The sequence below is a fragment of the Synechococcus sp. UW179B genome, assembly GCF_900474245.1.
GTDB lineage: Bacteria > Cyanobacteriota > Cyanobacteriia > PCC-6307 > Cyanobiaceae > Synechococcus_C.
Genome location: NZ_UCNZ01000018.1, coordinates 1 through 20212, shown reverse-complemented (window position 1 = coordinate 20212; position 20212 = coordinate 1). Strand labels below are relative to the sequence as shown.

Below are 20212 nucleotides of genomic sequence, written 5' to 3'. Positions count from 1 at the left end.
CGCATTGCCTTCACAGCAGAAACCACCGAAATTAGGAATGGCGTGCCTCATCAGCTAGACGATTCAGCGCATGGCTACAGAGAAGTGTTGATCGATGTTTTGTTGAAGAAAGGCATCAACACGGCAAAACTGAATCCATCGCGATGATGAAAACCGGTCAAACATGCATCTCTCTTGTGTAGCGGTGGTGTCTTGATTGGTTCCCCTAGATGCCCTCTGACCATTGCTTTTTTCTTGATTCCAACCTCTGATCAGCCTTGTCAGAGTGGTCCCGCAACGGCATGGATGGGCGGTTGTACCTATCGCAGCTTGCTCAACGAGTTTGTAGAACGAATGCAGCCAAACTTTCGCTCATGGAAATCCATACCGCTCATGCTCAACCGATGGGGAGTTTGATTTTTGAAGGTCATCACAAACCGTTTCACGCCTTGGCCTGCCCTCTCAATCCTCAATCTGTACGGATTGCCAAGAAAAAGTAATTGGGTCTTGCCTCAGTAATGCTTCAGCATTCGTCCGCCTCGTGCGGATTTTTTATGCTCCGCCACTGCTCTATGGCCATCAATCGTGATCCAATTGGCAACTATCGTGCTCTGTATTAATTGGCAGGACTGCGAAGTTATGCCGTGGTTACGGAACACCCCCAACTGCTCATGCCGCCTGTCCTGCCAAGCCTGAATGTTTGGATGACAGCGCTCAAGCGCTGCACGCAAGGTTTTTTCGTTGTTTGCATGGTGTTGCTTCTAAACCTTGGATTAACCGGATGCGGACCATCCGACCAACCTCCACGAGGCGTCTTGCTGAAAGCGCTGGGCCTGCAAATTCAATTAACTCAAACAGCGATTGCCCGCTCCCTTGAGTTGGAGCCCGTTGGTGTGCCTGAAGTGAGTCGTGTGCGCGTGGAAGAGCAGGAGTCGATTCGCCTCGGTGAGCAACGTGGAATCCATCTCACCGGTCGCTTTGATTGGAGGCTTCCTGCTGATTCAGTGCGTGTTGATAGTCCTTTCGAGCTGTTCTTAGAGCGAGGGGAACGGGGTCAAAGTTGGCGTCTCGCCCAACCGGTTGGTTCGAGCGATGGAACCTCTCAAGACTGGATCACCCATCCCTTGCCCATCGATTCGCCTTGATCGTTCAGGCGGAAACATTCAGGTTTCAGCTTTTCGAGCACTCCTGGCACTCAGGCTGATCAGCGTGGCCCCCAAAACGCATAAGGCTCCAATCACCACGGCGCCCGTAATCGGTTCTGCAAAAAACAGCACGCCCCACAGTGACGCAAACACCACTTGGACGTAATTGATCGAGGTGGCGCGGGCTGCCGGTAGTGCGGATAGGCCTTCGGTTAACCAGATCTGCCCTAGCTGCGTAAACAATCCAACCCCGATCAGCCAGAGCCACTCGGTTGGATTGGGCCAAAGCGCGGCTTGCCCCCAGAGCAAGGGCAGGGTGGCGGGCACCGATACCAAGGGAAAGTAGAAGACGATGACGAGCGGGTGCTCTCGTACCGATAGCTGGCGCACACTCACGTAGGCCAGGGCCGTTAGCAAGGCGCCACCTAGGCCAATCAGTGCTGCCATGGCTGGCAGGCTCCCCATCGGGCTGCCAACCCATTGTGGTTGCACCACCAACATGACCCCCAACAGGCCTAACAACACAGCGATGCCGATCCGGCGCCGGACCGGCTCACCCAGAAGCAGCCATGCTGCGAGTGCCGTCAGCGTTGGGTAGGTGTATTGCAGCAGGGTTGCTGCCGCGAGTGGTAACCGAGCCAGGGCCTCAAAGAAGCACAACAAGGCTGCAGTCCCCAATCCCCCACGCACCAACAACAAGCCTCGTTGCTCTCCCCACGGTGAGACCTTGAGACGACGCAACATGGCCAGGGTGATGGCAATGCTGATGAGGGAGCGCACCAGCACCACTTCCGCCACGGGCAGCCGTCCACCAAGGTGTTTTACGCAAACGGTCATCAAACTGAACGCCAAAGCACAGGCGATCAGGGCTCCGCAGGCTCGCCACTCTCGAGCGGATTGACTGCCTCGTATCGCGCCTAACAGCCCCTGCATGGTGGTTTCGACGACACCTGCCAACCATGGCGCATCGCGCTAAACAGCCCATGGCGCATCATGCCGAACAGCCAGAACGGCGTCGGGCCTCGCAGAATGGTGTGATGGCGATGCCCCGTCTTCACCCCCGCACCATCGACGCTGTTAAAGAGCGTGCCGACATCGTTGATGTGGTGGGTGAGCACGTGGTGCTCAAAAAAAAGGGACGCGAATTCGTTGGCGTTTGCCCGTTTCATGACGACAGCAAGCCGTCGATGACGGTATCGCCGCAAAAGCAGTTTTATTACTGCTTCTCCTGCGGAGCGGGCGGCAATTCCATCAAATTTTTGATGGAGTTTCAGCGGCAGAGCTTCAGCGACGTTGTTCTAGATCTGGCGCGTCGTTATCAACTGCCGGTGGAAACGGTGGATGGTCCTCAACAGGAGCGTCTCCGTCAACAACTCTCCAGGCGTGATCATCTCCATCGTGCCTTGGCTCTCGCTTCAGGCTGGTTTCGTAGTCAGCTGAAGAGTGCATCGGGCACGGAGGCCCTGGCTTATCTGCGCGATCAGCGTGGCTTGAGCGACGCCACGATGGAGACCTTCGCACTCGGCTATGCCCCCGATCAGTGGGACGGATTGCTCAAGCATCTTCAACACGTTGAGGGGTTATCGCCGGAGTTGCTCGAGTCAGCCGGTCTGGTGGTGCCCAGGAAAGGGGGCAACGGGTTTTATGACCGCTTCCGTGGCAGGGTCATCGTTCCGATTCGCGATCGGCAGGGGCGGGTGATTGGCTTTGGTGGTCGAAGTCTCGATGGCAGCGATCCGAAGTATCTGAATTCACCTGAAACAGAGGTCTTTGAAAAAGGCAAGCACCTCTTTGGTCTCGATCAGGCGGCCAATGCGATTCGCAAGGACGATCGCGCTGTGGTGGTAGAGGGCTATTTCGATGTCATTGCCTTGCATGCGGCCGGTATCACCAATGCCGTGGCATCGCTGGGCACCGCCCTCAGCGGACAGCAAATCACCCAACTCTGTCGGTGCAGTGACGGCAAACGCATCGTTCTCAACTTTGATGCCGATCGTGCGGGGATCCGAGCTGCCAACCGGGCCATCGGTGAGGTGGAGCAGCTTGCGCTGCAAGGACAATTGGAGTTGCGAGTCCTCCACACCCCCTCGGGGAAGGATCCAGATGAGTACTTAAAGGATCACGGAGCTGGGGACTATCGCGCCCTGCTGGATCAGGCACCGCTTTGGCTTGATTGGCAGATCGAACAGGTGCTTGAAGACCGTGATCTGACCAAGGCTGATCAATTCCAACAAGCTGTTAGCGGGTTGGTGGAGCTGTTAGGGAAGCTGCCTCAATCAGCGATTCGCACGCACTACCTCCAGCAAGTTGCGGAGCGGTTAAGCGGTGGTCAAGGCCGATTGGCGTTGCAGCTGGAGCAGGATTTACGCCAACAGGTGCAAGGTCAGCGCTGGCATGGACGTTCAGCCCGGCATGAAAAGGCTGGTGAAGTCAGCCAACGAGAGCGTTGTGAAGCCGAGATCTTGCGCATCTACTTGCACTGTCCGATGCACCGCTCCCAGGTGCGTTGTGAATTACGCCAACGGGAGCTGGAAGACTTCGCTCTTCAGCACCATCGTCTGTTGTGGTCTGCGATTACCGATCTTGAAGAAGGCAACATCGGCTCCGGTCGGCTGGAGGCGATCAGTCGGGGGAAGGATCCAGGACATGAACTAGCCGATCTTGATCTGCCTCGCTTGCTCACCGATCAGCTGCTGCTGGAAAACAGTGCGTTGGTGGCCAAGTTGACGCCGCTTTTGGAGCCCGCGGAGCTGCAGCGTTTGGCGTTGGCGCGTCCCATGGACGTGTTACGCGGTACCGCGGCCATTTTGGAGCGGCAAAAGAGTCATAAACGCTGCCGACACTTGCTGGAGGCTTGGGGGGGGCAACGGCTTGAGACGCTGGAACGTTGCATTGCTTCGCTGATTGCTAACGAACAAGAGCAGACAGCAACGGCAGAGGGAGTGGATATGGAAGGTCGTATTCAGGAGATGTTTGAACAATTGAATGCGGATGCGCTTCGATTGCAAGAGCTGTATTACTCCGAGAGGAAGCATATTCAGCATCTTGATCAACAACGCTGTGCTGGCTATGAGGTGGTTGTTGCTACTCCTCCTGAATCGATACCGCCAGCGGCTTGATGGATGGGTGTATGGGTTGGTGGTCCTTGAATCCATCAAAGGCGATCACCTTCAAAAGGTATCATTTGATCCGAAGCGATGTTCAAGATGACCATCAGAGAAGCAGATCCGCCTGTGTGGGCTTGTAGAGGCTGCCGTGGTGTGTATTTGCAGCTAGACATTAAGGGTGTTCTTTCAGCCCAATGAAAACTGCGCTCGCCACACTCGTGGTTGCTCTTGCAGCACCCGTTGCTGTCACAGCTTCTCCTGGGGTGCCTGACTCAGTGATGAGCCATATCACTCAGAACTGCAATGCATCTGTTGCTGGAAACAGTGAAGCAACGCAATCCGACGAAAATTGCATCGCTATAGCTGTGGAGGCTTACCAGAAGACCCAGCGATAGGTTTGCGCTCTCTTGCCTTGGATTGAAGCCTTATCTGCCCTGTGAATAGCAGGGCTTTTTATTTGGCAATCTTGAAGCTGTGGGAGTCTGATTGTTGCCTAGAGCATGAACAGTTTTTGTTTCTATCTCAAATCTAGTGCTAACGACTTTGATTGATTGTTGGAATCAGTGAACGACCAATCTGAAGCATCATTTGTTTGCCCATTGAGTTTTCTCGATTGATCACGAGTTGACCTTGTCATTGCAATGGGCAAGCGACCAGCTTCTTTCAAGCCTGGAGCAGCCGCAAACTTTCATGTTGGGGGATCCACTTCGATGCGCTAACGGCTGCGGCAGCTCTGATCTCAGGGCCTGTTACCACACGCCATGGCGTTTGCGCTTGCGTAGAGCTTGCAACAGTCCTCGAAATCTTGCATGGCTAATAATGGATGAACAGCTCTCCTCAGCGATGTCTGAATTTTTTGAAGCGATCTGGCATGGAGAAGGAATCGGCGATGGTGGCGATCTCGATGAAGCCCTTCAGTCCTTTGTGGTGGTGAAGCCTGAAAATAATGATTGGATCGAGGCGTGTGCTGTCGAGGGTGCTAATCCCTGTATTGAGCGTTTCGCCTCCTTCGATTCCTATCTTGATAATCAGGATGCCCTGGAAGTGATTCCTGTGACGCCCCAGATGATTGCAGTCGCGATTGAACAATTACCTGTCTGATTATAGCTAGAGAACCTAGACAGAGACTGGAGTTGTCCATATAGTTGTCCTAAACGTTGTCCTATAAGCAGTAGTGCCGAGGAAGAACCAGCTGCTTCGCTACCTAAAGCTTGATCGCCTTGGCAAGCTCACATATTCACGTCAAATCCCCCCAGAATTGCGTCCATTTCTAGGTGGTAAAGCCACACTCCGCCGGACATTGGGGGTTGATAGCAGTGATTGCAGCAGTGCTCCTGTATTAACCGCGTATGCACGGGTGCATTCGGAGATTGATGAGCTAATTACGCAGGCAAAAGCAAGAGCAGAGGGAAATGCTGCCTTATTTACAGGGAAATCCACGGCAATCACAGCACCAGATGGACACTTACCCCTGTCACGTAGGGAAATTGCGGGTATTGCAGGGCAAGTTCTTCTTGATATCAGGAATGCTGCGGCAGATCAGCGGTTAATGACGCCTGAATACGGGCGATGCCTGGCCGCACTGGTGATGAAGATGAAGACACAAGGAATGGCGAGCGTATTGGACGCAGATTTCGCAGTAGTCGCACGACCAGTGCTGGATCAACTGCAAATCACCCCATCACCTGCGGATATGGCTGCAATTGGGCAGGCATTGATGACATATATCCCAGTGATGGCAGACGATATGGCCAAACTTGCGGCATTGGATTTCAGTGAGCCGAAGATTGCGAGTGTTGTCCCACCTCTGCCCACTAGAGCGGTGACATGGGAGCAATTGTTTGAAGGCTGGCTGCTATCAACAGGTGGCATCACTGAGAACGTGGGATACGGGGTCAGTGAAAAACGACAAGGTCCATATCAAACAGCGATCAGGGAATTCAGGCAGGCGATTACGGAACAACCGCCGAGTGAGATAACAATCGACCAAGCAAGAGCCTGGGTCAGGTGGTTGCAGAGCATTAGTGGCTATGCACCAGGGACACAGCGAACAAAGCTGCTTTGTCTCCGCAATTTGATGAAGATCGGAGTGATAGATGGCGTCATCAGTAGCAACCCCTTTGATCAGTTCAAGATATCTACACCAGCTGGTGCGATTGACCAGAGTGGTTACCGAGCTTTCTCAAATGATGAGCTAATTAAAATCTTCGCTGTGATTAATAGGCAACGGAGGACACATAACCGTTTAATCCCTTGGATTTTGTTGACCACAGGCTGTCGGCTAGCTGAAGCGATGCAACTGCGGACATATGACTTGAAGCAGACAGCATCAGGACTTTGGTTTATTGATTGGAAGTATCAACCAACAGGTGCTCATCCAATGATGCTGAAAACGAAGAGTGATAACAACAGATGTTGTCCGATGCCTCCGAGATTATTAGAGACAGGGATACTCGCTATTGATCGTAATCATAATGGCAGATTGTTCCCTGATGCCAGTCAACACACGGCATCTCACAGCAAACATTTCCAAAAGATCTTACAAGCCCTAGGCATATGGGAAAAGAAGAAGACTTGCTTGCATTCACTACGTAATAATGCCAAGCAAATGTGGAGAGAAGCTGAGATCCCAATTGATTATCGAAATGCTTTGACGGGACACCAAGCCATAGGAGCTGGCGAGAAACATTACGGCAAGTTGCTAAATGATATGCCTGAACAATTGAACAGTCAACTTACCAAAGTAGATCTATCGTGGCTGCCTTAAGCACTGTCATTGATTAAATGTGCACAATTTAGTCTGCTAAGATAGAGAGATAGATAGGTAGAACAAATAGAAATGAAGATTGTTAATCCATTGAGTGAACGTAGTAGCTTTATTTCTGAACGAGCATCGACAGAAGAGCGGCTCAAGGCAGAAAAGATCATGAGCAAGCTGAACCTGAGCAGTCACGGTGCCCTGGTGCGTCAGTTGATTGCAGAGAAAGCATCTGAATTAGGTGTTGCGTGATGGCTAACGAAGAGAGCAAGAAAAAAGAGCGCGGGATACTTGACGAACTGAAGCGTGGCCTAGCTGAAGGGTTCCGCATCACACCAGAAGACAGACGCGATCTGCTGTGGGAAATCCGTGATGCCGAAGCCAAGTCGGAACCACCACGAGGTACGCAAGTCTTTGGAACGCAACCGATCTTTGATGCCGCACGTCAAGCAAAGACAGTTGACCCCAAAGCATTTGGCTGGCTGCCTGTTGATGCAATCAACAATGAGACGTTCATCAGGCGAGCCAACACGGGATTGAACTTCGGTCCATCACCGATGGAGCTAATTGGTGAGCAAGTCACCGATGCCAATCTCCAGCAATACAAAGAGGCGTTACACAACCAGAGCCGTACAAGGAAAGGTGCATTCCTTGGTGGTGCATTGGCATCTGACGTAGTTAATGACGGATTGCGTGGGATCTATTGGCTACTCAACGCACCACAAGCAACTACGAATGTGATCAACGAACAGGGAGCAGCAATGCTGAACCCTGATCTGTTTGCGAACCGAGTAGTCCCTCTGAAAGAGGCGCAGGAAAAGAATTGGGTTGCATATGTAGAACCACAATTAGATCCCGAGGTATTCCAAGCACGGGTCAAGAAGATTCGTGAGCAGAATCAACAAGAGTTGTTCACCTCATTAGCTGAAGGTGAATTCGATATGTCTCTAATTGAAGAGATTGATGAGGCACTAGAAGCAGATGTAACCAAGCGAGCACGTGATGAGTTACTCGCAGAGGCGAAGCTTCAGCCACAGAACTACAAGCAGACAAGGCCAGGTGTGAAGATCAGAAGCAATCGCATTCTGAAGAGACGATTCAATCCGAATTTAGTAACCGCTGCAACATTGATACCAGCAGGTGTAGCAATCAATAGTGGTATCGGATTACTCGGTCGGAATGAAGGCTATGCAATGACCGTGCCTAAAGATGATGATCCATTCTCTACAGACAATGTAGTAGCAGAAGTCGCTGCCAAGTATATAACTGGACGCGAGGGCCGCTTACTAGAGGCAGAAGACTTTCTACTTGAAAGACCTGATGTTACCTACGGTGAATACCAGAAGTACAAGGGCTACTTGAGGGATCGTGATGTCGATCTCAATCCTTTTGATGATGGCAAGCTCAACCTTGGCGGTCTGCTGAAGACAAACCCAGATGGCATTAGGGGTGCTGAGGTTTCATTCATGGGTAAGACATTGCCTGTTAATGACACGCTGCTCGGAACAACTGGTGCAATCCTCGGTGCTGCTGGTGGTGCAGCACTTACAAACCTCGGATCGATTCGATTGAGAGACGGAGTGAAAGCACGTAAAGGCCTTGGAAAGCTAGGGGCATTTGTTCCTGAAGTTCTACCTCGTCAACGTGATGGCTCAAGGACACAAGCACATCCAGGTAATCAGTTCATCAACAACATGCAAGCTGGGTTCGATAAGGACGACGGCTGGCAGCACAATGCACGTGTCCTTGGCACTGTGTTTGGCGGAGGGATGACTGGTTTAGCTGCTGGTGAACTTACAGGTAACAGCATTGAAGATGAACGCAGACGCAGGAACTTTGCAGAGAATAATCCAGGCGTTGACTACGATGTCTATAAAGCAAATGCCAAGCAGTTGCTAGAAGATAAGTACGAAGTCATGCGTGCTAATCCTGATGCTCAACAAGAGAAGGACAAGTCACGTACTGGTTTCAACAAGCGTTCACAACAGCAATCACTGAACACAAAGATGCTGCAACAGCAGGCATTAGTAGATCAGTTGATTGATGAAGACCGCCGTGCTCAAGCTGACAAAGCAATAGGTACACAACAATGGGCATCGCAAAAGTTTGATGCTATTGAAAGTGAAATCGGTAAGCGTAACGCTAAGAAGAAAGAGGAGGAACAACAATCGATGATTCAGTTCTAATCCCACAAGCTACATAAACAATCAATAGAATTTAATTAACGGAGCCAATCATGTCACCACGTATGTATAGAAACCCAGGCCAGACACCACAGCAACCTGATGGTAGAGGGTTCTTTAGAGGACCTAATCCTAAGGAGCAGGCTGCATATTTAAAGCAACTAGAACAGCAAGCAGCCATCAAGGCAGACAACCGAAAGGCAGCACAAGCCAGGCAGATGATGCAAGGACTGCCTGATGGTATGAAGAATGATTCGATGCGCTCAGCGGCTGATCGCTTAGTTGATGCACAAGTGATGCTGACGAACCCAGCATTCCAACGAGGGGTTGGGCTTACTGCACTAGGTGCAGGCGCTGGTGTCGTTGGTATCGAGGGACTAAAGGCATACAGTAATCAGGCCAATGATTACCTACCTACTGACCCACTTGCTATTGCAGGACGGATGGCTAACAACATCGGTGGCAGTGGAACAGTAGGACTTGACCCACTAGCTGAAGCAAGGAACAACGTTGCAGCAGCAAGGCAGATTGTTGGTAGTGAGAACATGCTGGCAGCACTAGCTGAAGATGAAATTGCACAGCTCAGAGGCGAGCAAGACATCGCAATGCAGCCTACGGAGTACTCACAATTCGGCGTTCAGCAGATGATCGACCAGAGAGTAGGTGAGTTGATGCAGCAGCCCATCCAACGCAGTGATGGTTCAGTGGCACCTATGCCATATGACCAGGCTCAAAGGATCGCAACCGAGCAGGTCAACATGGAACTTCGAGCAGGCTCTGCTTACTAATAACAGTTACTAACTAAACACAGGAGAATTCAAATGCTAAACCCATACAACACACAATTCAGTGACAGGGATCTGATGGAGACAGCTACCTACCTCAAGTCAAAGGGATTGAGTGATGCACAAGCAGGAGAGATCCTCGGAATGATGCGTCGTGGTGAAGTTGAAATGAGTCAGCAAGATGGCGTGACAATTTCACAGTCACAGCCTGATGCACCAGGCACATACATAAGTGCTGAGCAGAAACTACAAGATGCATACAGTCAGAACGCAGCAGCACAACAAGTGCAGATGTCATCAGGAAGACAGGCAGACCCGCTGTATTTTCTGATGACCCCCGACTTTAATGTGGCTGCTCAAGTGGCATCAACTAATCCCAACTACTCAGTAGTCACTGAAGGTCAGCGTCAGACAATCGATTCCAACGGCAACGTCGTGATCTATTGATATGGAAAGTGAAGTGAAGAGGGAGCTTCGGTTGCGAACGAAGGGATGCACGACTGAAGCAGAAGTGAAGCAGGTGGTAGAAGCAATGCCACAAGCCAAGAAGATGAAATACGTCTACGACTTGGCGACAGAAGAGATGTTTGATGCCATCAAACTTCAGTCACTTCAGTTCATCGATTACTGCGAATCTACTGGCTGCGTCAATGACTATGAGGCAGGCGTGGGGAAGCAAGATGCATTAGTTGGTGTGATCCTCATTGCCACCAAGATGCTGCAGCAACAATCAGAAAGTCAGGCCAGGCAAGAGATGCAGTGTCTTTCAGAAGAAACCCAGTGGGGAATGCAACTAGCAGATTCAATCTCCGATCATGCTGTTGCCATACAGTCAGCTGCTGATCAGCTGGCAACGCTGACTAGTCATTACTCAGCTGTTCTTAGAGGCAGGCGTATGGGTTGGCATTTCACGGACGAGGAAGGTAACGGCGTGCCTATTGATGACAGTGATACAGAGCAGCTACGCCTGGATCTAGATGAGAAATAAAAAAAGCCCCCGCTGTTAAGCGAGAGCTGATTGACTTGAAATCCTTAGATCACTTGGCGTATGACACGCCGCGATAGGTCAAGGGTGCCTTTTTAGTTGAATCAAAACCAGCACCTTTGTGCTGGACATACTGCTTACCACGGTAGGTGAGAGTCATTTGAGGTTCCTCAGAAATCCAGGTCCCCGTTCCGTGGCCTGGCGAGTCTGCGCCTCACAAAGTGAGGTGAACGTTGTGTGTAGTGGTGACTACAAATCTCTTATAGCGCCAGCGTTTACACCTCTGATGTTTGTAGTGCTACAAAAGTGCAACCAATCTTGCTATTGGTAGCGGGGTTATACAGAAAAGCAGAAAAACCCCCGCCGATAGGGCGAGGGCAAGGGGTTTAAACGTTGGTCGATAGTGCTTCCGCAACTGAGGAGCGCTTGCGTCTGGCAGGGAGCTTGGTCGATTTGATTTCATCAATCAATTCATCCAAGTCCTCACCAGGATCGAAAGGCTCCTCCTCTGTTGAAACTTGCGCTTCAATCAAAGCTGAGTCATCGTTGTCCTGGGCAGTCCCGTTGGTATAACTGATGGCATCAAGCATCGCGTCGTAACCCATCTTGCCTGAGCCGAATTCACTCTTCGGTATTTCAACACGATGGAATGCACCGCCTTCGCAATACATAACGTTCACAAAAGTAGCTCTACCTTTGGGAACGAGAGTGATGGTGACTTGATCGGACAACTGCTTGCGTGTCATGTGCCTGAAGTTCTGCAAGAAAGAAGTTGCAGTCCAGCTGTTGAGGCTGGTTCGATAGATGTAGCTGGAGCCATCAACCGCTGTCACACGGATGAGAAGTTTGTCGATCGGATCGAAACTCTCATAACGCTGCTCGACGATTTTTAAATCAACGAGCCAGCAACGCAGCGAGTTAGGAACCCACATCTTTGACCCGTCATCCATCAGTAAATAGCTAGCCCTTCCATTGCTTTCGGGACAAGCACCTCCGATGAATAACGTGGTCATCATTGTTTCTTGAAGTGCTTCTTCAGCAGGATCAAGAAAGCCTGAAAGACCTTCGGCAAGATTGTTGATACCACTGGAATCAGTTGGAACAATAGATAAAGTCATTAGATATTTGACAAAGGATGTTCCCGATTAAGAGAACACAAATAAAAAAAGCCCCTGTTAAGGGGCAGGTGTTACTCAATATTCTCCAGCAAACATGACTGTTAGATAGGCATCGGGTCCACCGTAGTCAGAGGTGATGGCGTAGATCTTGCCCACCTTGTTGCGATCCCAGACAGTGAAGACACGAAAGCCGTCGCCTGGATTTGCGAAGGCTTCGAAGTTCAACAGATGATCTTGGTCATCGGTATCACCTGCATCACCATGAATGTGGGAGGTGACGATCACACTTAGATAGTGACGACGCCATGTCTCATCGAAGACATCTTCCTTAGGTGCATCGGCCCAAGGTTCGATACCCGTAACAAGCCAGTGCTGTATACCTGAGGTAAGCAAGAGTTTGCCGTGATCGAGCAAGCGAGGTTCAATGATGCGGGTAGAGAGTGTAGTCATTGAGAATGATTCTCAATAAAGAACACTTGAAATAAAAAGCCCCTGATAAGGGGCGGATGTTAATGGTCTTCAGTAAAAAAGATTAGGACTTACACGCATCTGACCTATACCCAAACAGATGCGATGCCTAGCATTTACTAACTAATAGAGCAGTAGAACTTTAGGGGAGGCTTGTCAAAGTAATCAGTTAGGTGGGCACATAGCCAGACAGATAGTGGATTAGCAGTGCTGTCACCAACAGGCATTACCTGATATGTACTGCCGTCTGCATCACCGTCCACAAATGTCAGCTGGGTAATGACACCACCCCAGTCAGCTTGCTTCTCAGTGCTGAAGATCAGTTGTATCTGCTGAGGTTGAGCAGGAGCTAACAGCCTTTGAATAGCAGCAGTGGTGATGTGAATGAGAGGCTCAGCAACAATGCCAAGCCTCGGGTCGTCGTAGAAGAAGCAATCTTTGTAGAGGTCAGGTGCTTCAGGATGATTGAGTTTTGCTGTGAGATTGAAGACAGTCATTGGGATATGGATATGCGTGAAGTAAATGGAGCAAGCGTTGATGGCGTTCGCCTTCGTTTTCAAAGTCGATCATCATTCGATACTCAAGATCATGGATATATCTCTGCTTGTCATAAGGCTGTAGCTCCGGCGGTTCAGGAAGCTGAGTTGAAGCAACGCCTAGAGCAACGCTTGACCAAGGCGGGAAATGCAATCACCGAAGTGATTGATGTTGAGCATTGCTTGTTTCCGATGAACTTGCCGCTGCCTGATTTCAATCAGCCGCTGTTGGCCTTTGGCGGAGCGGCGAGCATGGTGCATCCGGCTTCTGGCTACATGGTGGGAGCGCTGTTAAGACGCGGGCCAGGGTTAGCGGAAGCCTTGGCCGCGGCTTTAAAAGAGCAACCAGCAATGGGATCTGCAGCTCTGGCGCGTGTGGGCTGGCAAGCGCTGTGGCCAATGGAGTTGGTGTTGCGCCATCGCCTGTTTCAGTTTGGTTTAAGCCGTTTGATGGGTTTCGATGAACGGCTGTTGCGCCGACACTTCACCAGCTTTTTTCAGCTATCGCAAGACGATTGGAATGGCTTCCTCACCAACACGTTGCCGTTGCCGCAGCTGATGGCTGTGATGCTGCGCCTGTTTGCGATCTCACCGTGGGATGTGCGGAGAGGGTTGGTGTTGGGGGCACCGCGCTAAGAAAAAGCATGAGTTCCTACTGATGCAGCTCAGCCTCTGCTTGTGCCCTGCTGGTTGTTGATCCAGGCGTGGACGAACCGAGGCGATGAAGGACGTTCGGATCTTCTAAAGCCTGACGGATCAAGTGCAGATTGAGTGCGTTGCTGCGAAAGAAAAGTAAATCTAAAGTCTCAGGTGAGAATCATGAGAATTGCTCGATCGGGATCATTGGCTGTTGATTAAGCATGGGATGTTGCTTAGAATAGTTAATTGGAGATGCTCAATCAATAAGGTAAGTACGACTAAGTGGCTTTTCTCTGCCTCTATTTCTTTAGCTTTTGTGGCTGGATCTGGATGCATTCCGGCGAATGCGCAGGTCAATCAGATCCGGGGATGGTTTTCAGAAGCGCCTGATTACAAGGGCACCGTTGAGGGTGAAGGGAATAAGAATAACGGTGCTTCAATGCAAATTAATTTATTGCATGTGTGTTATGCCAACCCAGAAGACTGTCGGCTTGGGGGGTATCCAGATAGCTCCTTTGATCCAGTAGTAAATGTCTGGAAAGTCCTTAACACAGATGTAACTGATCGAGCATTTGATATTGAAAATTTTAAGTCAACTGGCGGCAAGCCTGGTCTTGATTTGTATGGAAATTGGGATGAGCATTTTAAGGAGTCTGATGGTGACGTTATTGAGGTATATGGGAGGATGGAAGACTTCAAAAGTATCCTGAATCAGGATACGTTGTTTTCTGGAGTTGAAATAAATTGTGTTGGCGATGGATGTATAGAGCTTAAGAGTGCCAATCCTGGAGGGGTTGCTATTAGGTTCAGTAACTCTGTTTCCAATCAAGGGAATGAGAGAGACTTCTACGTTAATGTAGTTAATCCGGCTTCGATTGAAGAAATCGGTGGTGGTGAAGAAGGCGTATCATGCTTCCAGAAAGATGGTTCCGGTGTCAAGGTTCCGGAAACTAAGTCTTGCTCAACAGACGATGAAAAGTTTTCTGGTGAATACACCTCACTAAAGGTTGAGGATCAAGGAAAGTTAAACCTTGGTGGCAATCTCATCATTGAGGACAAGTTCACTTCGTTTGAGGTCCAGGACAACGCTCGTGTGGAAGGATCGGGTGGCCTTGTGAAGACCGGGCCTCAAACAACTGTTTTAAAAGGGACTGGCACTTTTGCGTACGATGGAGATGTTTATATTCAAGATGGTGTTCTGAAACTTGGTGTGGCTGATGCGATCCCCACGGAATCAAAGGTTGTCATCGAAAGCATCGGACGCATCGAAAGGGATGCCACCTTGGATCTTGGTGGCCATTCCATCAAGATCCAAGGTGGCCTGGAGTTGAAGGATGGCATTCTCGCTACCTCTGGTTCTGAGGGGTCTCTGACCGTCAACACATCAGACTTCAAGCTGACTAGTGCAAGTGATGAGACCTATTCAGCGATCGGCAAAGATGTTTCTTTGGTCTTGAATGTTGATACAAATAAATCCTATTCAGGTAATTTTGATGGTGAAGGAACCATCAAAATTGCAGGTGGAAAAGTATCTCTGCTTAACAAAAGAGCACCAGTTCTAGATGGAAAATTTGTTGTTGCTGAGGATTCGATTCTTGGGTTTGGTGCGGCTAGTAGTCCCAATGCTTCTCCAGGGGTATGGGATGTGCATTTGGAAGGTGTTGATTCGGGTTTGGAATTTAACGAATTAGATGCGGGCAGGGTGGGGAATGGAACAGAAGTGCTTGTGAAAGGAAATATCACAGGACAGGGTTACTTAAAGGCTTCTTTTAAGGATGGTAATGGTCAAAAATTTCATCTTAGAAAAATCATTCTCGATGGTGAGAATACTTATGCGGGGGATACAGTTTTAGACACGAACTCGACTGGAAATACTGAATTAAGACTCGAGGTCAATGGTACTCTTTCAGACTCAACTAACGTTATTCTTGGTGGATACACAGCCTATGCAGTTAACAAGACCGATAGAGTTGGGTCGATAAGCTCTAAAGATCCAGGTTCTACTTGGGCAAGGATCTATGTGGCTGATGGTCAAATTCTTTCAGCGGATGGTTTGGGTTCAGATAGGCCCCTCAGGGCTTCCATAGAAGGTGAGGGTGGTTTTACGAAAGTCGGTTCAGGCACTCTTGTCATGGCTCCGACAAATGATGCAACGAATAAATATCAAGGCCCAACCTTGATTCAAAGTGGTCACCTTGTGCTTAGCAGAGAGGCTACTCTTCAAGATTCAAGCTTGGTCACTGTCTCTAATGGTGCCTCTTTGGTTTTTGCAGGCAATGGCAGCAGTGGTGCTGATCGGATTAAGAGGCTTTTCGTTGACAAGGGTGGCACAGTTGATTTCGAGGGAAGTAACAAAGGCAAGCTTTTTATCAAAGACAACTCAGGTAGCGCCGATATTGTATTGAATAATGCGGGTTCCATTGCTACAAATATTTTCGAGCAGATCAATAACCAGCAAGCGATAACTATTAATTCAGGCAGTATTAGAGCTGCGGAAAGTTTCTCTATCACTGGTTCGCTTGTTAACGACGCTGGGGGTGAGATTAGCTCAAAATTATTTGATCAGTCGCGCCAAAATAACTCTGGTAATGCCAATGCAACCATCGATAATGCTGGTTCGATTGCGTTGTCAGAGCAATTTTGGATGAAAGGGGTCTCCCTGGATAATTCAGGCTCTATTACAGCTAGCCGGCTAAACTATAGAAATAAGGGTGGGGAAATTGATAACAGTGGTGTTCTTGATATTGCTGGAACCATTCGGTTCTGGGGTGATGCGGGCAATTCTGCTGGTGTTTCCTTTGTCAACAGTGGAACGTTGAATGTTGCCGATGGAATCAAGCAGGATGCAGGTAAAACAATGGTCTCCTTGACCAATACTGATGGGACTGCAACCCTATCCGGTGAAAGTGACTACACCGGTGCCACTGACATCCAGGGCGGCAAGCTGATTGTCAATGGTGTTTTAAGTGACTTCACTCCTGTGAGTGTTGACACCAAAGGCATCTATCAGGTCAACGAAACCGACACGATCGGTTCCCTCGCAGGTGCCGGTTCGATTCAGATTGCCTCTGGCAAGACCTTGACAGCCGGTGGATTGGATACGGATACGGAAGTCTCAGGTGTGATCTCAGGTGATGGTGGATTCACCAAGGTTGGAACGGGAACGACCACGTTCTCCGGCGGAAATACATACAAAGGCTTGACAACAGTCAGCCAAGGCACGCTTCGCACAGCTGCGGAAAATGCTGTGGCTTCAGGCAAAATAATAGTAGAAAACCAGGGAATTCTCGACCTTGGTGGAACTGATCAAGGCAATCTAAATTCAATTGTTCTGGAGGGTGGAGAACTCAGGAATGGTTCGATTGCTTCAACAACAGTGCGTTCCACTGCTGGTGGGGTTGTGCGTGATATTTCCGGTATTGATTTAGATTACGCCGCCTTGAATGCTGAGGGCTCTAGAGTCCTTGAAATCGCTGGTGTGAATGAATTTCACACTCTTGCTCTGGTTGCTGACCGCGGAAGTGGTGGCTCTGTTCGCATTAACTCAGACGCAACACTGGAGCTAAAGGCTGCAAATAGCGAAGCTGTTTCAGGTAGCAACCAGGCTGATTATCTCGATGTTCAAGGATCTCTTGTTCTGTCAACAAACAGCACGTTTGATCTCGGTGGCGGTAATGACTTGATGGTCGTGGATGCTGGAGGATCGATTGATCCCGTAGGTTCATCAGAGGAGTCGTTGACTCTCGATGGCGGTGCTGGTGAAGACGTGTTCTTGGATGTCTCTGGTCAACTCCTCAAGTTGGTCTCATCCGCTGATTCATCAGATGAGACCAGCAGCTCCGATGGCCAGAATTTGGCTGTTGAGTCTTTGGATGAATCGCTCAAAATTCAAAATTTTCCGGTCGTTGGCGTCGTTGGGCAGGGTGTTGCTTATTTCGGTGAGAAGCCATCGTTCGCAGTTGATCAGGCTGAAGGTGCTCCGCCCGAGGGTGAGTACGGCTTAATGCTGGGCCGCAGCCTGGGCAGCCCGCAAGTTCTTACGATTAACTCTGAAGGCACGGCTGAAAGCCAAACAACAGCTGCGGCGATCGCTTTCTATTCCAGCAGTGGCTCCAAGCTTGAGTTGGGTGAAGGCAGTCTGGACGCTGGGCTGATTTACGGGAATCCCATGTCAGCCTTCAAAAACTCGATTGAGCTGGGAGCCCCCATTGAATCCTTTGCCAGTGGAGACCAGCCAACATTTGCATCAGGCTCTCTCGATGTTGGCAAACTATATGGCTTCCAAACGATCAATCAGAAGGGTGGATTATGGTCGTATTCAGGTGATATGGGCCATGCTGATTTGAAGGCGTTGGGCCTTGTTCGTGTTGAGGCAGGTGAGGTCGCCTCATTCGCCAGCATTGAAGCTCAGGAACGTGAAGGAACTGATCCAGAGCGAGACGTTCAGGACCGAGCTGCGATTGCTGTTTCGGGAACACTGAATATTGCAAATGGCATTACTGAAAATGATCGGTCTCGAGCATCACTGCTTGTTGCTAACGCCTTCAAAAAAGAATCTGATTCCGATCAGCAAGCCAGAGTTAATCTGAGTGGTAAGAGTGATTATTCAGGCACAACCATTGTTGCTCGTGGTGCAACGCTTAATGCTCTCAACCAAGGTGCACTGAGTCCGGTCTCGAAAACGTTCATTGGGCGTGATGCGAGCATTGATATAACAGGCGCACAGGATATTCATCGCTTGGTGATTCGTGACCAAGGATTGATAACGGGCGACTCGGGTTCCTCTCTGGTGTCCCAGAGCATTGTGAATCGTGGTGATATCAACCTTGATTCGATCCAGATGGAAGACGGGATGACCCGCTTCCTGGATCGTGTGACTGAGCGTAGAGGTTCTCAGATCCCTGTCGATTCACCTCTGCGCAAGATCAAAGCCCAAGGCAGCCTGAAGAATCTTGGTGGATCGATTGATCTCACCGGTGATCTCAGATTCAAGAGCACCGGTGATGCCGGCCATGCTCTGCTGAATCTCTCCTTACGTGATGCTGATTCCGAAAAACTTGCCTTAATTCGTGCGAACTCGATAGAACTAAGCGATGCCAATGATGTGTTGATCAATACGGGTCTTGTTGCGACGTCTGGACCTCAAGGCATTGATTTCAAGGGTGGCATTGATTTCAAGGGTGGCAACGATCTTGTTCTAACCAAGGGCACATTTCAAATTGCCAATGGATCGCTCATTGATGGCGGTGAACCTTTGGATACCAGCCGGTGGCGGCCTGGAGATGATCGTCGTGCGATTTCAGGATTGAATATTTTCAAAGCCTACGCCGATCCTGGTGTGCAATCCAGTGATTTGGTGAATTGGGCGGCGATCAAGATGGATGCCGATGGGGATTGGGAATTTCCCCAAGGTGGTGAATGTCGAGTTCAGGGGGATGGGAAAATTTTCACGCAAGATACTCTTTGCATTGGATTAACGGGACAGAAACAAGATCAATTTGTGCAGATTGACTCTGGAGCAACGCTTGATGCTGGCGTGATTGCTTTAGGTCGTGGGTCTTCCAACACGATTGAGGTACGTAATGGAAACTTGCATGCAATCTTGATTGAAGGATCTCCTGGTCAATCAAGGGGTGTCACCAATGATCGTTTGCTCTTAGGGAACGATGACGATGGTAGTGGTGAGCTCATTGTGGGAGCGATTACGGGGTTTGATTCCATGGAGCAACGCGGAGGTACTTGGAGTTATGCCGTGAATGGTGTTGATGATCCCCAAGTCAAAGAGCGTTTGATTAAAAGTGGGCGCCGTACAGCAGAAGAACTTGATGAGATTGGTTTTTTTCCTGATTTTACGGGATACGGAATTGCCATGATTGCCCCTGTTGAGATTACTCGCCGTGGTAAGCAACAGAAGACGGTGCAACGTGCCGCCTTTGCCCGCATTGAAGGCACAAATACTGATAGTGCTTTACAAGTTCAAAATATTGATTCTGAATTGGAAGTTACAGATGGCATCCATGGAAATGCTTCATTGAGTACTTCTGGTAATACATTACTCAATGGTAAAAGCAGTTACACAGGCTCTACAACGATTCAAAGTGGAGGTGAATTAAAGGCAGGAAATTCTCTTGCATTGAGCCCTTCCTCTGAGATCACAATTGAACCTGGAGGTGTTCTTGATCTTGATGGTTATGACAATAAAATTCTGGGACTATCTGGAGGTAGTCGTTCTGTTTCTGATCCAGGCATTGTGAAACTTGGTACAGTTTGCCCTGAAGATGAATCCAATCCCTGCACAGCAGATTTACCTGGCGGAATCTTATCTGTTTCGGGAGGTGACTTTGATGGTGTGATTGAAGATGTTCCTGAAAGTTCAGGTGCGTTGATCAAAGATGGCTCCTTCAATGACACTCTTACTTTAGGCGGATTAAATCAGTACTCTTCTCCTACATTGATTCGTGGCGGCGTCCTAAAAGCCAGCGCTGATCAAGCTTTGAGTCCAAATTCGC

15 protein-coding genes and 1 pseudogene are annotated in these 20212 nt (G+C 49.6%); 12 read left to right on the top strand and 4 right to left on the bottom strand.

Going from position 1 to position 20212, the window contains the following annotated elements; all coding sequences use genetic code 11:
* Window positions 1–683: 683 nt before the first annotated feature.
* Window positions 684–1124: a hypothetical protein gene (locus tag DXY38_RS07415; protein WP_244279050.1), complete on the top strand. Its 441-nt coding sequence runs from the start codon at window positions 684–686 to the stop codon at window positions 1122–1124.
* Window positions 1125–1142: 18 nt separating this feature from the next.
* Here DXY38_RS07415 and DXY38_RS07410 read toward each other — a convergent pair whose 3' ends face one another.
* The gene (locus tag DXY38_RS07410) at window positions 1143–2057 is read right to left on the bottom strand and encodes a DMT family transporter (RefSeq protein ID WP_115071098.1); all 915 of its coding nucleotides are present in this window, start codon (window positions 2055–2057) and stop codon (window positions 1143–1145) included.
* Between the two features lie 104 nt (window positions 2058–2161).
* Between DXY38_RS07410 and dnaG the strand changes: the two genes are divergently transcribed.
* The 9 genes from dnaG to DXY38_RS07370 all read left to right on the top strand — a co-directional run bounded on the left by dnaG (window position 2162) and on the right by DXY38_RS07370 (window position 10945).
* On the top strand, window positions 2162–4243 hold the full coding sequence (gene dnaG / locus DXY38_RS07405; protein ID WP_115071097.1) for a DNA primase: 2082 nt from the start codon (window positions 2162–2164) through the stop codon (window positions 4241–4243).
* Between the two features lie 182 nt (window positions 4244–4425).
* Window positions 4426–4626 carry a hypothetical protein gene (locus DXY38_RS07400; RefSeq protein WP_115071096.1) on the top strand — a complete coding sequence of 67 codons (201 nt, stop codon included), beginning with the start codon at window positions 4426–4428 and terminating at the stop codon, window positions 4624–4626.
* Window positions 4627–5074: 448 nt separating this feature from the next.
* On the top strand, window positions 5075–5332 hold the full coding sequence (locus DXY38_RS07395) for a hypothetical protein (RefSeq protein ID WP_006852868.1): 258 nt from the start codon (window positions 5075–5077) through the stop codon (window positions 5330–5332).
* Window positions 5333–5405: 73 nt separating this feature from the next.
* Window positions 5406–6998: a tyrosine-type recombinase/integrase gene (locus DXY38_RS07390; RefSeq protein ID WP_136988058.1), complete on the top strand. Its 1593-nt coding sequence runs from the start codon at window positions 5406–5408 to the stop codon at window positions 6996–6998.
* A 72-nt stretch (window positions 6999–7070) separates the two neighbouring features.
* Entirely contained in the window at window positions 7071–7241 is a 171-nt protein-coding gene (locus DXY38_RS13680; protein WP_170952888.1) for a hypothetical protein, read from the top strand.
* Entirely contained in the window at window positions 7241–9175 is a 1935-nt protein-coding gene (locus DXY38_RS07385; RefSeq protein WP_115071094.1) for a hypothetical protein, read from the top strand. The genes DXY38_RS13680 and DXY38_RS07385 overlap by 1 nt, the downstream gene beginning before the upstream one ends.
* Before the next feature lie 50 nt (window positions 9176–9225).
* A complete protein-coding gene (locus tag DXY38_RS07380) occupies window positions 9226–9960 on the top strand; it encodes a hypothetical protein (protein ID WP_136988056.1) in 735 nt (244 codons plus the stop codon).
* A gap of 75 nt (window positions 9961–10035) precedes the next feature.
* The gene (locus DXY38_RS07375; protein ID WP_136988054.1) at window positions 10036–10404 is read left to right on the top strand and encodes a hypothetical protein; all 369 of its coding nucleotides are present in this window, start codon (window positions 10036–10038) and stop codon (window positions 10402–10404) included.
* 1 nt (window position 10405) lies between these two features.
* The gene (locus tag DXY38_RS07370; protein ID WP_115071091.1) at window positions 10406–10945 is read left to right on the top strand and encodes a hypothetical protein; all 540 of its coding nucleotides are present in this window, start codon (window positions 10406–10408) and stop codon (window positions 10943–10945) included.
* 383 nt (window positions 10946–11328) lie between these two features.
* Here the strand turns inward: DXY38_RS07370 and DXY38_RS07360 are convergent, their stop codons facing one another.
* From DXY38_RS07360 to DXY38_RS07350, 3 genes are all read right to left on the bottom strand, one after another.
* Complete coding sequence (locus tag DXY38_RS07360; protein ID WP_115071089.1) at window positions 11329–12060, bottom strand: hypothetical protein; 732 nt, start codon at window positions 12058–12060, stop codon at window positions 11329–11331.
* Between the two features lie 75 nt (window positions 12061–12135).
* Window positions 12136–12510: a hypothetical protein gene (locus DXY38_RS07355; protein ID WP_115071088.1), complete on the bottom strand. Its 375-nt coding sequence runs from the start codon at window positions 12508–12510 to the stop codon at window positions 12136–12138.
* A gap of 137 nt (window positions 12511–12647) precedes the next feature.
* A complete protein-coding gene (locus DXY38_RS07350) occupies window positions 12648–13025 on the bottom strand; it encodes a hypothetical protein (RefSeq protein WP_115071087.1) in 378 nt (125 codons plus the stop codon).
* Between the two features lie 117 nt (window positions 13026–13142).
* On the opposite strand from DXY38_RS07350, the pseudogene DXY38_RS07345 reads away from it, so the two are divergent.
* Together DXY38_RS07345 and DXY38_RS07340 are read left to right on the top strand one after the other, a co-directional pair.
* Window positions 13143–13700 (top strand): annotated as a pseudogene (locus tag DXY38_RS07345) (lycopene cyclase family protein); the annotation flags it as partial.
* Between the two features lie 319 nt (window positions 13701–14019).
* Window positions 14020–20212, top strand: a 6193-nt coding sequence (locus tag DXY38_RS07340; protein WP_206749678.1) for an autotransporter-associated beta strand repeat-containing protein, incomplete at its 3' end; no start/stop codon positions are given.

Coding starts and splice junctions, on each gene's coding strand:
- DXY38_RS07415 (WP_244279050.1), top strand. CDS start 684: ATGACAGCGCTCAAGCGCTGCACGCAAGGTTTTTTCGTTGTTTGCATG.
- DXY38_RS07410 (WP_115071098.1), bottom strand. CDS start 2,057: ATGCAGGGGCTGTTAGGCGCGATACGAGGCAGTCAATCCGCTCGAGAG.
- dnaG (WP_115071097.1), top strand. CDS start 2,162: ATGGCGATGCCCCGTCTTCACCCCCGCACCATCGACGCTGTTAAAGAG.
- DXY38_RS07400 (WP_115071096.1), top strand. CDS start 4,426: ATGAAAACTGCGCTCGCCACACTCGTGGTTGCTCTTGCAGCACCCGTT.
- DXY38_RS07395 (WP_006852868.1), top strand. CDS start 5,075: ATGTCTGAATTTTTTGAAGCGATCTGGCATGGAGAAGGAATCGGCGAT.
- DXY38_RS13680 (WP_170952888.1), top strand. CDS start 7,071: ATGAAGATTGTTAATCCATTGAGTGAACGTAGTAGCTTTATTTCTGAA.
- DXY38_RS07385 (WP_115071094.1), top strand. CDS start 7,241: ATGGCTAACGAAGAGAGCAAGAAAAAAGAGCGCGGGATACTTGACGAA.
- DXY38_RS07380 (WP_136988056.1), top strand. CDS start 9,226: ATGTCACCACGTATGTATAGAAACCCAGGCCAGACACCACAGCAACCT.
- DXY38_RS07375 (WP_136988054.1), top strand. CDS start 10,036: ATGGAGACAGCTACCTACCTCAAGTCAAAGGGATTGAGTGATGCACAA.
- DXY38_RS07370 (WP_115071091.1), top strand. CDS start 10,406: ATGGAAAGTGAAGTGAAGAGGGAGCTTCGGTTGCGAACGAAGGGATGC.
- DXY38_RS07360 (WP_115071089.1), bottom strand. CDS start 12,060: ATGACTTTATCTATTGTTCCAACTGATTCCAGTGGTATCAACAATCTT.
- DXY38_RS07355 (WP_115071088.1), bottom strand. CDS start 12,510: ATGACTACACTCTCTACCCGCATCATTGAACCTCGCTTGCTCGATCAC.
- DXY38_RS07350 (WP_115071087.1), bottom strand. CDS start 13,025: ATGACTGTCTTCAATCTCACAGCAAAACTCAATCATCCTGAAGCACCT.